The organism is Echinicola rosea, assembly GCF_005281475.1.
Lineage (GTDB): Bacteria > Bacteroidota > Bacteroidia > Cytophagales > Cyclobacteriaceae > Echinicola > Echinicola rosea.
Window position 1 is genome coordinate 4,967,345 of the sequence record NZ_CP040106.1, and the last position, 14,908, is coordinate 4,982,252.

Annotated in this window: 10 protein-coding genes; 4 read left to right on the forward strand and 6 right to left on the reverse strand. The window is 46.7% G+C overall.

Going from position 1 to position 14,908, the window contains the following annotated elements:
* Window positions 1–75: 75 nt before the first annotated feature.
* The 6 genes from FDP09_RS19345 to FDP09_RS19370 form a co-directional block, all read right to left on the reverse strand.
* The gene (locus FDP09_RS19345; protein WP_187328714.1) at window positions 76–1,494 is read right to left on the reverse strand and encodes a glycoside hydrolase family 125 protein; all 1,419 of its coding nucleotides are present in this window, start codon (window positions 1,492–1,494) and stop codon (window positions 76–78) included.
* 428 nt (window positions 1,495–1,922) lie between these two features.
* Window positions 1,923–3,080 (reverse strand): glycoside hydrolase family 76 protein, encoded by a 1,158-nt coding sequence (locus tag FDP09_RS19350; RefSeq protein ID WP_137404230.1) that lies wholly within the window; start codon window positions 3,078–3,080, stop codon window positions 1,923–1,925.
* Window positions 3,081–3,270: 190 nt separating this feature from the next.
* On the reverse strand, window positions 3,271–4,398 hold the full coding sequence (locus tag FDP09_RS19355) for a SusE domain-containing protein (protein WP_137404231.1): 1,128 nt from the start codon (window positions 4,396–4,398) through the stop codon (window positions 3,271–3,273).
* Between the two features lie 31 nt (window positions 4,399–4,429).
* A complete protein-coding gene (locus FDP09_RS19360) occupies window positions 4,430–6,061 on the reverse strand; it encodes a RagB/SusD family nutrient uptake outer membrane protein (RefSeq protein ID WP_137404232.1) in 1,632 nt (543 codons plus the stop codon).
* Window positions 6,062–6,073: 12 nt separating this feature from the next.
* Window positions 6,074–9,445 (reverse strand): SusC/RagA family TonB-linked outer membrane protein, encoded by a 3,372-nt coding sequence (locus FDP09_RS19365; RefSeq protein WP_137404233.1) that lies wholly within the window; start codon window positions 9,443–9,445, stop codon window positions 6,074–6,076.
* Between the two features lie 43 nt (window positions 9,446–9,488).
* Window positions 9,489–10,535, reverse strand: coding sequence for a FecR family protein (locus FDP09_RS19370; protein WP_137404234.1), 1,047 nt, complete (start codon window positions 10,533–10,535; stop codon window positions 9,489–9,491).
* A 324-nt stretch (window positions 10,536–10,859) separates the two neighbouring features.
* Here FDP09_RS19370 and FDP09_RS19375 point away from each other — a divergent pair, with 324 nt between their 5' ends.
* From FDP09_RS19375 to FDP09_RS19390, 4 genes are read left to right on the forward strand one after another with little or no spacing between them, the layout of a single operon-like run.
* Window positions 10,860–12,284, forward strand: a complete 1,425-nt coding sequence (locus FDP09_RS19375) for a circularly permuted type 2 ATP-grasp protein (protein ID WP_137404235.1) — start codon at window positions 10,860–10,862, stop codon at window positions 12,282–12,284.
* 17 nt (window positions 12,285–12,301) lie between these two features.
* Window positions 12,302–13,279 carry an alpha-E domain-containing protein gene (locus FDP09_RS19380; protein WP_137404236.1) on the forward strand — a complete coding sequence of 326 codons (978 nt, stop codon included), beginning with the start codon at window positions 12,302–12,304 and terminating at the stop codon, window positions 13,277–13,279.
* Window positions 13,279–14,022, forward strand: coding sequence for a peptidase (locus FDP09_RS19385; protein ID WP_137404237.1), 744 nt, complete (start codon window positions 13,279–13,281; stop codon window positions 14,020–14,022). Before FDP09_RS19380 ends, FDP09_RS19385 begins: the two co-directional genes overlap by 1 nt.
* Window positions 14,012–14,875, forward strand: a complete 864-nt coding sequence (locus FDP09_RS19390; protein ID WP_137404238.1) for a transglutaminase family protein — start codon at window positions 14,012–14,014, stop codon at window positions 14,873–14,875. The genes FDP09_RS19385 and FDP09_RS19390 overlap by 11 nt, the downstream gene beginning before the upstream one ends.
* Window positions 14,876–14,908: the final 33 nt, after the last annotated feature.

A 14,908-nucleotide genomic window follows, 5' to 3' on the forward strand; every position in this document is an offset into this window, starting at 1 on the left:
TGACCCACTAAAATGCTCGCAGAGCAATGACAGGCCTTAGCCTCCTTAGGGCTCTGCGAAAACGTTGTATGTTCATCAGGCCAGCAAATGCGGCTTTTCCTTGTACAAGGTAAATATCAGTTCGCCAAACAGTGTATTGGCCCATGCAAACCAACTTCTGGTGAAATTATCTGGGTCATCCTTGTGGAATCCTTCATGCATAAATCCTGTCCCCGCATGGGTAGTTTTCAGCCAGTCCAAACACTGCTTGATTTCCGCATCATCGGTCGCTGTCATGGCCTGCAAGGTGATGCTCATGTGCCAGATATAGTCCATTCCCACGTGCGGGCCTCCGATTCCTTTGGCGGCTTTTCCTGAGAAGAAATAAGGATTATCCTCGCTCAGCACGAAATCCCTGGTGTTTTGGTAGATCGGATCGTCAATCTCCAAGCTACCCAAATAGCCCATGCTTAGCAATGACGGCACATTAGAGTCATCCATAAAAAGCTGGTTACCATAACCATCCACTTCAAAAGCATAGATTTTACCATAATCCAAATGCTCTGCCACCGCATATTGATGGAGCGCATCTTCCACCTCTTTGGCCAGGTCCTCGCACTCCTTGGCCGAAGAAATATCCTTTTTCACCTCCTTGTAAATCACTGCCAGCTGTCGCAAAGACTGCACAGCAAACAAATTGGAAGGTACCAGGAACGGAAAAATGGTCGCATCATCCGATGGTCTGAATGCAGAACAGATCAAGCCGACGGGTTTGACGGGATTACCATATCCGTCGCCAGAAAGCGTGTCCGTTGCCCTCGGGGTCGTTCTTTGGAAATGGTAGGGACCGTTATCTTCTTTTCGCTGTTGCTCTTTGAAGGTTTTTACGACCAGCTTCATGGCCTTTTCCCACCGGTCATCGAAAATGCTGGCATCACCAGTTTCCTTCCAGTACCCATTGGCCAAGCGGATTGCATAGCAAAGGGAATCGATCTCCCACTTCCGCTCGTGAAGCTCGGGCTTCATGTCGGTATGGTCACTCTCCCATTCACTTCCGGTTGGGCCATTATTAAAGGCATTGGCATAAGGATCGATGATAATGCATTCATTGTGGCGGTTGATCACCCCCTGAATAAGCTTTTTGAGCTTTTTGTCCTTATTCACCAAGGTCACATATGGCCACACCTGCGCGGAAGAATCACGCAACCACATGGCATGGATATCCCCAGTGATGACAAAGGTATCCGGCTCGCCATTTCCCTCGGAATATTCCACTGTCGTATCCAAGGTATTTGGAAAGCAGTTTTCGAATAGCCATGCCAATTCCTTGTCTTTGATGTTCTTCTTTATTTCATCAATGGTGTTTTCTACTGCCTTACTGGTGAAGTTTCGTTGGGCTTTTGGTGGACGGTTACTTTCCTTTACGGCAAGTCCGGCAGCCATGGACACTCCAGATCCCATGGCCAGTCCAAAAGAGGCCGCAGCACTGGTTTTGATAAAATCCCTTCTGATCATGATTTTAAGGTTATTTCACGCCTTTCTTCAAAAGGAAGAAGCTTAAATTTCAAGTTTATTAATTGAATTTTTGCGTAAATTAATCGATTTAGCGTTATCAAACAAGGTTTTTTACAAGAAGACATGGAAGAAGGGCTAGTTCGGTATTTGTTTGATCATGCTTTCTGGTTGATCAGCAAAATTGGGGACGCTTCACTCTTACCCCCATCCACAATGGTTCAATCATTGTTGGTTTCAAATCGGGACAGCTTTATTGAGTCAGAGATTCAAAGCTTGCCAGTGCTGAAGCAGAGCCCCAGCACAGCTCATGAAAATGCCCTCTAATTTCCTAAAGGGGGAATTTGTCAAATTTAATCCGGTAATTGCTAATTGTCTCAAGTCTCATTTCCCATGTCTCATGTCTCAAGACTCAAGACTAGCGGCTCCTCCTATTCCAACACTCCTTCTTCCTGCAGCAAAGCTGCCGCTTCCATTAACATCATACCGGACAATTGGGTAGAGAGGTCCACTTGGTCACCGGGTAATTGTCTCCAATTGGGGCCACAAAGCATATCTGGCCGACGAAGCCCATTGGCATAGAACGTTTCCGCATTGAATTTAAAGAAGCTGACCAAATCTCCACGAACACCATCAGACACTGCGGGCTCCTGAATCAGTTCCGTAAAGTAACGGACAAAGATCCCTTTGAACAGGCCACCGTCCCCTTGCCCTTCATTTTTGAGGATTCCCTCCGTGGACAATTCCGACCTGTTCATTGCGGACTCCGCTGTCTGAAGGGCATCTGTTAAATAGCCCGTTTCACCAGTGATTTGGAATAACCGCAGTCCTGCGCCTATCCAGGTTCCTGCATTATAGGTAAATATCCAATCCTTTTTTACGGTTGGCACCCCTTCAATCAGCTCGATATGGTCCCAAACCAGCCCGGTTTGGGGATCTACCAAATTGGACTTTTGCCAATCGTAAAGGTCTTTGGCCCAAGTAAGGTATGTTTCCTCTTGGGTGACATGGTACAGTCTCGTGGCCAAAACGATCGTGGGGCCATTGGACACGGCATTTTTTAGGTTTGGCGTGTCCTTTTTCCAGGTAATACCTCCACCAAACACCTCACTGTGACTTTCCAAAATGTCCTCCCAAAGAAATTCCGCTACTTCCAGGTATTCGGCATCATCTGTTTCGAGATAAGCACGAACGCAGGCATTGCCTAACCACAGCATATCATCATTAAATACATTCGAAAAGGTTCCTCCGTTTCTGTCCCTGATCCCGTGCAGCAACTTCTTCATTTTGTCCAAATAGGCACCATCTCCGGTCCGGGTATAAGCGTCCACGTACACATGGAGCGCATGGGCATTTGGCCAGTAGTTTCCATAGGATCCTCCCGGATTAAAATTAAAAACCCCATCTTGGGCAATATACAGGGAATATAGGCTATTCTGCATCGAATCAGCCGTGGCAGCATAATCATACTGCACCACTTCCACTTGGTCAAAATCCTTGCGTAGCGGCCCCAAATCATCCTCTATGCAGGCGGTAAATCCTCCACTTATTGCCAGTATCGATAAGACTACTTTATATGTTTTCATCATTTTGTTTTTCCTTTTTTGGTCAATTACTTTTTATACATTCCGTTTACCCGACATTACTTTTACAAACTGAATATCAGGCTCATTCAACAGCCAACGTCACTGCGACCGCAGCGGTAGCCAATCGCCCTCCATTCTTATCAAGGGACTGCTGCTGATCCCTTGCAGTGACGGGCTGCTGAGCACAGTTTCCTTATTCTACCGTTACGGAATGGGTGTAATTTGACACTTCTGCATTGAAAATTATTTGGATATCAGCAGCAGCATTGTCCACCTCTGTCGCGAATTTGAAGCAGTTGTTCCAGCGGTCATTGGTCACGGGCACCATGTACCAATAAGCCGGGCCAGTGGTTTCATTTGGCCGTTGGTTATCGCCATTGGTACTGCCAAACCATTCTTCCGTGGTATTGCCTTCGGCATCGGTGACCATAAAGCGAAACTTGTACCGCTCGTCCCTGCCCCAGCTTTCTTGTCTAAACTCGATGGGAAAGTCGTCTATCATCCAAGTGCCATTGGAGGCATAAGGCAGCGCCGTGAGAAATTCTCCATTCGGTGCAAACCACAGTTCCACATCCCCAATCTCATGTATTTCAGTGGTTCCATTGGAGAAATCCACACGGATACGGTACACGTTTTCTTCACCTGTATATTCTGTTTCTCCATCTGCACGTAATTTTTCGCCGTCGATGTAGTAAGTATCCGGTTCACCGGAATTTCTTTCGGCAAAGGAATAGGCACCAGCTTTCAAGGAAGTATAGGTCTCAAAGGTATTGGCACTGGTCTTTGTCATCAGGATGGCGTCGCCAAGATCCTCTCCAGCCTCTGTGGCAGAGCCGGTCAGGTACAATTCATCCGGAGCAGGAAATCCAGCAGGCCTTTCCACCTCAATGGTCCTGATATCCATGATCTCCTGGACATTGATCCCTTTTGAGGACTGTACCGACCATTGCAGTTTTCCTACTGCTTCGGGTTGGATTCCCGCCCTTTCGGCAATGCTGTTCAGCTCTGAGAATGGCAATGTCAGTCGCCGCTGCATTCCTCTGCCATCTGAAGGAATAATAAACAATGGATCGGAGAAATCTCCCCCCTCTTCATCAAACACCACATCGTAAAGCACTACCCCGTTATCCGCAGCCTTGGCAGCTTCCCACTCAAATATGGCCGAGCTCTGGGCACCGAGGTTCATAAAGGCATTGTTTTCCGGTGAATATAAGGATTGCACAGGGGTCACTTCCGTATGCATCTCAGTATCTTCCTGACAGCCCCAAAAGGCCACCAGCACCATCAGAAAGGAAAGGAGTTTATAGCTAATATTTTTCATTGTCGTATTGTTTTCAGGTTATTGTATAGGTTTATTCCCAGCCGGGATTTTGGGTCAGATTAGGGTTCAGGTTTCGTTCATCACGAGGGATGGGCCACAGGTAATGCTTGGAAGGATCAAAAGATCTTAGGTTTACCCGCAAGTAGCCATTGTCTTCGGATGGTGGACCAAATTGCGCTCCATGGGCCCAGCCATTGAGCACATCTTCTGCAATGCGCCACCTGCGGATATCAAACACCCGCAAGCCTTCCATGGCCAGCTCCACTCTACGCTCATTCCGGATCACTTCCCGCCAGCCTTCCTGGCCCAGATCAGCATCAAAATCCAATGCCACTGGCGCTTCAAATCCTGCCCTTTCACGAAGTGCTCTGACCGTCTCATTCCAAGTAGTCTGATCCATTTGGTTCAGTTCATTCTTGGCCTCTGCATACATCAGCAGCACATCGGCATAGCGAAAAAGCATCAGATTTAGCCCTGAGGCAAAATCCGTATTGCGCGAGGGATCAAAGTACTTCCTGGTATAATAACCCGTCGTCGTAGATGAAGATCCCGGTACATACTCATCCGCTGCTGATTCGTCCGGATCTGTTCCCGGCTGGATATAGATGGTATGGGTATCGCCATTGTCTTCCCATTCATAGAGGTGGTAAACGATGGTCGCAGTCAACCTCGGATCCCTATTATCATATGGATCACTTTCATCGTAACCAGCATTGGGATCTGTAATGGGCAATCCATTTTCCATCAAATAGCTGTCCACCAACTCTTGGGTAGGTGCCAGGGCATTTAGCCGAGCTCCTGCCGATAAAGGTGCCATGTCAAAGAATTCAGCCCAAGTGCGCAACTGCGGCACATACTGCAGGCTGAGGATGTCTTCTTGGCTGTACTGGTTTTCAGGCATAAACAAGCCTTCATAGGAAGGGAAAAGACCATAACTGCCATATTCATCACCCATAATCAATGGCTCGGTAGTGGCCACCACCTCTTGCCACTGGCCTTCATACAGGTGAACCCGCGCTTTGAGGGCCATGGCTGCACCGCTGGTGATGCGGCCCCGTTCTGCTTCTGGTAATTCCTGCTGGGTGGGCAGTACCTGGCTGGCTGCTTCCAATTCACTCAGGATAAATTCCAGCACTTGGCTTTTTGGTGTCCGGGAGATGGTCTGGGCTTCCTCGATAGAGATGTCATGGTCCAATAAAGGCACATCTCCAAACCAGGTCATCAACTGGAAATGCTGATATGCCCTGATAAAACGTGCTTCGCCTTTGATGCGCTCGCGTTCTGCTTCGTCCATATCCTCCACACGATCGATATTTTCCAAAATGATATTACAGGTCTTGATGGCACTGTAGTTATCATCCCACTGGGACTGTAGGCGTCCGAGGGAAGGATCATAGGTACCTGCAGCCAAGGACGCTGCCCCGGCATTGTCTCCACGGCCATTGTAGGCATTGTCGGAGGCTCCTTCATTGAAAAAGAAGCGATTACTGGTAAACATCTGCGAATATGCCGTATTCAGCATGCTTTCTGCTTTGGCCGCAGAGGTCCAATAAGTCAAATCCGTAAAGGTATTTTCCGGCGCCAAATCCAAGTCCTTGCACCCAGTCCATAGCAGTGTGCAGCACGCCGATAACATGATTGTATAGTTATTGAGTTTTTTCATCGTCTGAGCTCTTTAAAAGGTGATATCCAATCCAAAACCATAATACACCATCGTAGGATAAGCGCGGGCACTATTGGCACCACCACTTCTCATACTGTTGTCAAATTCCGATAATTCCGGATCTACAAAATCCACTTTGGAAAGGGTAAACAGGTTTTGACCAGAGAGATAAGCACGGCAATTTTGCATGCCCAGCTTTTCAGCAACTGACTTTGGCAAGGTGTAGCCTACCTGTACATTTTTGAGCCGTAAGTACGCCGCATCAAACAAATACATGTCCGACCCTCTTCGGAAGTTATTGGTATTTGACTGACTGCCGTTATCGGCCAACCTGGGATAGCGTGCATCAGGATTCTGGGGTGTCCAATAGTCCAGCTGATGCTCATACATGGTCATGCCGTAGTTGTAGTGAAAAGGCTCCACCATCTCTCCACGGATCATCATGGTCCTGCTCCCCACACCTTGGGCAAATACATTCAGGTCAAATCCTTTCACGCGAACATTATAAGTCAATCCAAACGTCATCCTAGGAAAAGGATTGCCAAACACATACTTATCATCGTCATTGATCACGCCATTTCCGTCCACGTCCACATAGCGGTTATCTCCAGGCTGGACATTGAGTCCCTCCGGTTTGGCACCGCTCTCTACTTCATCGATATTTTGGAAATATCCGTCCCTTTTAAGTCCCACATAGGAATTAAAAGGGTAGCCCTCTTTTAGCAAGACCTGAAGCTCTTCCAAACCGGTAAGTCTTTCTTCTCCCTGAAAGTCCAGCACTTTGTTCTTGGAATCGGCCAGATTAAAGGAGAAAGTATGTTCAAACAAGTCGCCTCTGTGACGATAGGTCGTGGTGATTTCCCAACCCTTGTTGCTTACTTTTCCATTGTTAAAGTCTGGCAACGAAGTACCAAACACTCCGGGCACAGCAGGTGGCACCAAAATATCAGAGGTCACTTTATCGAAGTAGTCCAAGCTTAAGGTCAGTGCCCCGTCCAAAAAGTCTAGATCAGCACCGATATTGAACGTGGCCGCCCGCTCCCATTGGATATTGGGATTGGCATAGTTAAAACCTGTACCACCGACCGCGGCATTATTAAAGCCATAGGCATTTTGAAAAGTGAAAAATGTGGTCTGGTATTGGTAATTTCCCACATTCTGGTTTCCTAGTACACCATAAGAAGACCTGATTTTCACCTCCCCAAAACGATCCCGATAATTGCTCATAAAGTCTTCCTCGGAAATTCGGTACCCTACTGATGCGGAGGGGAAAAATCCCCATCGGATGTCTTCGCGGAACTTGGAAGACCCGTCATAGCGGAAACTAAACTCTGCAAAATACTTCTTATCCAAATCATAGGAAACTCTACCAAACAGGGAATTCAGACTGTTTTCTGAGGAGCTTTGGTTGGAATTATAACTGTCCGGATTGATAATGGTCTCCGTGATAGGCGTGCCCAGCTCAGGATCTGTAAATCGTTTGTAGATCCCAACACCCCGATCCGTGTGGTTTTCATTGGATACTCCTATGAGGGCATTCACCTCGTGACGCTCGGAAAACAGCTTGTTATACTGTAGCATCAACTGGGAATTGAGGTCCAGTCCTTTTCTGTTTTCATCTGTGGTATTTCGGTCTCCTCCGTAAATCCCTCTTGGGTAAAAATCCACCTGCAAGGTCCTGGCATACATGTTATTGGAATACATATTAAATCCAAAGACTCCACGCACCTTCAGGTCGCTTGTCAACTTCAGTTCACCACTGATATTGCCAAAGACATTATCATCAATATGCTCTCTAAACCCACCTTTTTCCAGAATCCCCAAAGGATTGAATTGTTGTAAAATATCATTGGTCAGGTATCTTCCCAAGGAATCTTTTTGGTTATAATATAGCGGTACCCTATTGGCATCGGCCATCAATGTTCCGCTGGAAAAGCTGTGATCCTTAATCAGCCTTCTGGTATAGGCCAATCGTGAACTCATCTTGAACCTTCCAAATTCATTGGTCAGGTTCATCCGGAAATTATAGCGTGTATAGCCCTTTTGAGGACCTACAAAGTTGCTGCGCTGATCGGTATAGCCTGCCGACACGAGATAGGTAGAGTTTTCTCCACCTCCAGAGACCGAAAGGTTATGGTTTTGCTGCAGGGCATTTTTGAAAATCTCCTTTGCAAACCACTCCGTATCCCCATTTTCCTGTATTTGACGGATTTCTTCAGGGCTAAACACCGCTTCACTTCTCCCTGCATTGAAAGCAGATTCATTGCGCAGCATGGCATTTTGGTAGCCATGGACTGGCTGGGTAAAAAATTGCGGGGTATTGACGCCCACCAAGCCATTATAGGTTACTGTCGGACGGGAATTTTTCTTTCCTTGCTTGGTCGTGATCAGCACGACGCCATTATTGGCCCTGGATCCATAAATCGCTGCACTACCGGCATCTTTCAGCACAGAGACACTTTCGATGTCCGATGGATTAAGCAGGTTGATGTCACCCCCAATGACCCCGTCGATGACGATCAGGGGACTATTATCACCCAATGTACTGATCCCGCGGATATTCAGGTTGATCCCCGCTCCAGGTTCTGAGTTTCGCTGCTGCACGATCAAGTTGGCCGAAACTCCCTGCAAGGCTTGGCTCATGGTCGCCACAGGCCTTCCTTCCAGCTTTTCTTGGCCCACTTGGTCCACAGCCCCTACTACACTGAGTTTCTTCTGGGTACCATAGCCCACGACCACCACCTCTTCCAGCGAAGAGGTGCTCATGGCCAAGGTCACGTTAATGGTAGATTGCGAGCCCACGACCACCTTCTTGGATTCAAATCCAATATAAGAAAACACCAATGTGGCCCCTTCAGTAGCTTCAATGGAATAGTTACCATCCATGTCGGTCACTGTCCCTTTGCTAGGTTCTCCCTCGATAAGTACCGAAGCACCGGGAAGGGGTTCTCCCGAGTCGTCCAAGACCTTTCCAGTCACCTGAATCAATGCCAATGGTGAAGGACCTTCAGCTTTTTGGAGTTTGGATGAGGCTTTGCTCACATGGATAGTACTGTTGATCTGCTTGAACTTCAGGTGGGTTTTGGAAGAAATATCTTCCAAAACGGATAGTAAAGATTGCTCCTTTACTAAGACGCTCACCAAAGGGGTATTCCTCACTTGATCCAAATCAAAAGCGAACCTAAATTCCGTCTCTTTTTCGATCGCACGAAGTACCTCTTCCACCTGGGCATCCTCCATCGCAAGGCTGACGAAGACATTTTCCAGGTCTTTTTGCTGATTTCCGAAAGCTTGCTGCTGTGCCAATGTCCCTGTCATACAGAGCAAAAGGAACAAACATCTCATCAGCAGCTTCCTCCTGAAAACGAGTAGTTGTTGTTTCATTATTTTGGGATTATTTAGTTAAGGTTATTCGACACTATGTCGCTTATTTATTGTTGATCGTTATTTTTCCATTTTTTATTTCATAATCAAAATCCAATGAGTACTCCATGCCTTTGAGCACATTTTCCAAGCTTTCATTTCTAAACTCCCCACTATATTTTCCAGGAAAGCTCACCCCCTCAGCCATTACAAACTCGACATTGTACCACCTGGACAATCTGTCAAATACCTGCTTATAGGATTCCTTCCGAAACTTAAGGATGCGCTCTTTCCAGCCGATTAGCTGATCGTAATCGTACGCTCCTTTAGTAAGTGACAAATCTCTCAAATCAAAGAAGGTGGCTTCATCAGGAAATAAGGTGGCCGAAACTCCATTGTCCGTGGCGACGTTTACCTTTCCAGTCACTACCGCCACATGAAAGCCAGCATCCTCCGGATATGCCCCAATATCAAAGGAAGTTCCTAGAACGGTGGTTTTCATTTGGCCACTCTGTATTATAAAAGGCTTCTCGGGGTTCTTGACCACCTCAAAAAATGCTTGGCCCTCCAGCTCCACGGTGCGCTCATCTCCGAAGCTGGAGGGAAAGCGGATTTCACTGTCCGAATTGACCGTTACTTGAGAGCCATCTGGGAGCCGAAATACTTTCTTCATTCCCTTCGGAACTTTCCTCACCACCCAATCGGCGACCGGGATAGCCTCACTTGGCTGCGTTTTTCCTAGCTCAAAATAGCTTAACAGAAAAAAACCCATCACCACCACGGCCGCAGCCATAGGTAGCCACCATTTCATCACCCGGTTTGGATACCTGAAATGGCTGCTATCGATTTCCTTATACTGCTCTTGCTTGACGTGATATAGGAGCAGGTTGTCTTTGATCCTGCTGAAGTCCTCCTGGGGCATTTGGTGCTGCTCCTTCCAAGAAAGTGACTTGGCCAAATCCTTGGCCCTTACCAGCATCCCCTTCTTTTCAGGATACTTTTCCACCCAATTATGCCAATAGCTATCCAATTCCGAATTGGAACCGGATACCCACTTCATGAAAAGCGGATGCCTCAAAAAGTCTGTTTCATTTTTTGGGTCAAAGCTCATTGACAGGGATGTTTAGGTTTATTGCGCTTGATCTAATATAAAGGAGACCGCCAACCATAAAGTGACCCCATCAGGGTTCATTTATTTTTTACAAAAAAATAAAAATCCGTTTTCTTCAGTAAACGTTCGCCGCCACTTACCGATCAAGTACAAACCACAAGAATAAAGTAACAACCACCTAAAAACACCAAATAATTGTAATCCTTTCTGAAATAAGAACAGAATTCTTCAATTCCCCCATTACAAAAAACGAAACAAATTTTGCCGTTAATTAAATATTAGTTAAATTATAAATACATTTTTTACCAACTCAAACAAACATGTATGGATTTAAGCAATTACCAGTGCGCGGGGCTTTTTGATGAAATGTTTCAGGAAGACGGCACCTGTAGGGGCCACTATCATCCTTTCGAAAAACTCCTTAAAAGAACACACCCCAAAAAACTCAAGCAGCTTCAGTTTTCGGCCAACAAAAGCCAACTGGCGATGGGCATGACCTTCAATGTTTACCACAATGAAGAAGGGCTGGAAAAGATCCTCCACCTTGACATAATTCCCCGGATCATTCCCAATCCCGAATGGCTAAAACTAGAGGCGGGTCTAAAACAACGGGTCAATGCCCTCAACCATTTTATCCAGGACATTTACAATGAGCAGGAGATTCTCAATGACGGAGTAGTGCCAAGGGACCTGATCGAAAACAGTAAGGACTTCCTAAAGCCCTGTATCGGACTCACTCCTCCCAAGGGCATTTGGTGCCACATTACGGGTACAGACCTCATCCGGGACAAAAACGGTGAGTACTTTGTCCTAGAGGACAATCTACGGTGTCCTTCGGGAGTTTCTTATATGTTGGAAAGTCGTGAAATCATCAAAAAAGCCTTTCCCAATGTACTGAATAAAGCCGGTGTCATGCCCGTATCAAACTATCCCGCCAGACTGCTTAATATGCTGCAGAATCTTAGCGAAAAGGAAAAGCCTGTCGTAGGCGTCCTCACGCCAGGAATCTATAATTCAGCCTACTTCGAACATTCCTATTTGGCCTTGCAGATGGGGGTGGAACTGGTGACGGGTGAAGACCTGATCGTAAAGGACCATAAAGTCTATATGCAGACCACCAAGGGTTTTGAGCCCATCGATGTCATTTATAGACGGATCGATGATACCTTCTTGGATCCGACAGCCTTTAATCCCGATTCCCTCTTGGGAGTCTCCGGCATATTTGATGCCTACAAAGCCGGCACCATAGCGCTGGCCAATGCGCCTGGAACAGGTGTGGCCGATGACAAAGCGGTATATGCCTATGTCCCCGACATCATCAAATATTACCTTAACGAGGACCCCATCCTGAATAATGTACCAACGTACCTCTGTCGTAAACCCGACGAAAGGCAATACGTGCTGGACCACATCGATGAACTGGTCGTCAAAGAAACCAACGCCGCAGGTGGATACGGTATGCTGATAGGCCCTAAAGCCAGCGCTGAGGAACACGAAAAATTCAGGCAACTCATAACGGCCAATCCGACCAATTATATCGCCCAGCCGACACTTTCCCTGTCCACCGTCCCTACCTTGGTGGAAGACAATGTGGAATGCCGCCATGTGGACCTGCGCCCTTATGTTCTGTACGGCGAGGATATCGATGTCATCCCAGGTGCCCTCTCAAGGGTAGCCCTCAAAAAGGGCTCCCTAGTGGTCAACAGCTCTCAAGGCGGTGGCAGTAAAGATACGTGGGTGCTCTATTAATAAAATCTAAATTAGTTATGTTAAGTCGCGTTGCAAATTCTATTTATTGGCTGGGAAGGTACCTGGAACGGGCAGAAAACTACGCCCGGTTTATTGACGTCAATTTTAACCTGATGCTGGACCTTCCCCCTGGCCTCAAAGCCCAATGGGAACCTTTGGTACTGGCCACCGGAGACCTTGAACTCTACCAGCAGACCTACCATGATTTTGACAAACGGTCTGTGATTCACTTTATGGCTTTGGACAAGTCCAATCCAAACTCCATTCTTTCGGCCATCACCTACGCCCGTGAAAACGCCCGGATCGTCCGGGAAAACCTCAGCAAAGAAACGTGGGAAAAGATCAACGAACTCTTTCACCTGCTAAACAAGAGTACGGAAAGAACCATCTGGGGCAAAAAAGACCCAAGAAGCTTTTTTGAAAAAATCCGGTACAGCATCCTTCTGCTTTATGGATTGGCTGACGGTACCGTGGCCAGGACCGAAGCATGGTACTTCCGGTCTCTCGGGATGTACTTGGAAAGGGCTGACAAAACCAGCAGGATCCTTGATGTCAAATACCACATGCTCCTGCCCTCCCCTGAAGAAGTGGGAAGCCCATTGGATTTCCTCCATTGGACGGCCTTACTGAAATCTGTCTCTGCTTTCAATACCTACCGACGGCTCTATGGAAAAATCGAATCTAACGGCCTTTTGGAGTTCCTTGTCTTTAACAGACAATTTCCCCGGTCGATTTACTTCTGCCTGAAAGAAGCCGAAGATTGCCTGCACATGATCTCCGACAGCAGGACCAATGATTTTAACAATAATGCTGAAAAGGAAATCGGTGCGCTGCGATCAAAACTCGCTTTCAGTGACATCAACGACATCATCAAAACAGGCCTGCATGAATCAATTGATGAAATTCAACAAAAAATAAATATTATTTCATCAGAAATTGAGTTAAATTTCTTCCAGATTAGGCACGAACCCTTTACCCAAAACCAATCACAGTAATGACCTTTTGTTTAGGAATAAAGACCAAACACGGCATTGTCGGTTTATCCGATACCAGAATTACATCCGGCAATGAAACCACAACCTCCAAAAAGGTCTTTGTGGTCAACAAGAAGAAACATTCCTTTTTTGTGATGACCTCTGGACTCAGGTCGGTACGGGACAAAGCCATCACATACTTTACGGAGGTCATCCAAAAACAAGATGACCAGTTTGATAAACTCTACAAAACTGTCAATGAACTGGGAAACCAGATCAAACAGGTAGCCAAGGAAGACAAGAAAAACCTCGAAGAAGCAGGACTGGACTTTAACCTACATGCCATCATTGGAGGCCAGCTCCAAGATGACGAGGAACCCAAACTCTATCTCCTGTACCCCCAAGGCAACTGGATAGAAATCCGTAAGGGAACCCCATTTGTGATCATCGGAAACTCAGGATTTGGCAATCCTGTCCTCAGGAGATCGATCACTTATGATGAAACCCTGGATTTTGCGATAAAAAGTGCCTTTTTGGCCTTCGATGCCACTAGGATATCGGCCAATGACGTGGACTTCCCTATTGACACGGTAACGCTGTCAAACAATGCCTTCAAGATCATTGAGCACCGCTTTGAGCAGCAGGAACTGATCCACATTTCTGAATTCTGGAACAGCCGCTTGAAAAACGCCGTGTCTGCCCTTCCGGCCGACACCTTGCAACTGGCATTCCAAACGAATGAATCTCCGATCAATGAACGCTGAAAAACGACTCCAAATTCTCCACAGGACTTGTTATACCTATGATGGAATGGTAAAACTGAGCCCCCAAAAGATACTGCTCTCACCTTCAAACCGGAGATATTTTCAAGTCCACACGGTGCATACCAGTTTTACCCCCGCTCCACAAGGGATCAACCAACGCCTGGACATGGAAGGAAACCTGTTCCAACAAGTGTGGTTTGACAGACTCGTGGATCGGTTTGAGATAGAAACCAATATGGAAATCACCGTTTTTCCAGTGAACCCATTTGAATTTATTATTGACAAAACCTTCGAAAGCAGGAATGAAAAAGGAGAATTAACCTTTCACTATCCAGAAGAAAAAAGGTATTTTCTCTTGCCTTATTTGGATCACGATTCCTCCGAATCGATCAGTGACTTATCCAGTCAATTTAAGGAAGGCAGCAAAAATGCCGTGGATTTTATGGTAAACATTACCGCCCATATCCACGAACTCTGCGACCATATTATCCGAGAGGATCCCGGTATCTGGGCACCCGAAAAGACCCTTCATGAAAAGAGGGGATCCTGCCGGGATCTGGCCTGGTTACTCATCACCATCCTGAGAAGGGAAGGTATCGCCAGTAGGTTTGTGAGTGGCTATGCCTATAATCCTGATTTAGAAGAAAACCACGAGCTCCATGCCTGGGTTGAAGCCTACTGCCCGGGAGCCGGATGGATTGGGCTGGATCCAAGCTTAGGCTTGATGACGGATGCTGGCTATATCCCATTGGCGGCCAGTTATCTTCCACACCTGACCTTACCGGTAGATGGGACCTATGTCGGCAACTATTCTTCGACCCTTGAAAGCAATGTGGAGATCAAAGAAATTTGACTGTGAAAGGTACAGTCTTGCCTAACGGCTAGA

What these genes read in the sequence shown, in the direction of transcription:
- FDP09_RS19345 (WP_187328714.1), bottom strand. Translation starts at nt 1,494, where the DNA reads ATGATCAGAAGGGATTTTATCAAAACCAGTGCTGCGGCCTCTTTTGGA.
- FDP09_RS19350 (WP_137404230.1), bottom strand. Translation starts at nt 3,080, where the DNA reads ATGATGAAAACATATAAAGTAGTCTTATCGATACTGGCAATAAGTGGA.
- FDP09_RS19355 (WP_137404231.1), bottom strand. Translation starts at nt 4,398, where the DNA reads ATGAAAAATATTAGCTATAAACTCCTTTCCTTTCTGATGGTGCTGGTG.
- FDP09_RS19360 (WP_137404232.1), bottom strand. Translation starts at nt 6,061, where the DNA reads ATGAAAAAACTCAATAACTATACAATCATGTTATCGGCGTGCTGCACA.
- FDP09_RS19365 (WP_137404233.1), bottom strand. Translation starts at nt 9,445, where the DNA reads ATGAAACAACAACTACTCGTTTTCAGGAGGAAGCTGCTGATGAGATGT.
- FDP09_RS19370 (WP_137404234.1), bottom strand. Translation starts at nt 10,535, where the DNA reads ATGAGCTTTGACCCAAAAAATGAAACAGACTTTTTGAGGCATCCGCTT.
- FDP09_RS19375 (WP_137404235.1), top strand. Translation starts at nt 10,860, where the DNA reads ATGGATTTAAGCAATTACCAGTGCGCGGGGCTTTTTGATGAAATGTTT.
- FDP09_RS19380 (WP_137404236.1), top strand. Translation starts at nt 12,302, where the DNA reads ATGTTAAGTCGCGTTGCAAATTCTATTTATTGGCTGGGAAGGTACCTG.
- FDP09_RS19385 (WP_137404237.1), top strand. Translation starts at nt 13,279, where the DNA reads ATGACCTTTTGTTTAGGAATAAAGACCAAACACGGCATTGTCGGTTTA.
- FDP09_RS19390 (WP_137404238.1), top strand. Translation starts at nt 14,012, where the DNA reads ATGAACGCTGAAAAACGACTCCAAATTCTCCACAGGACTTGTTATACC.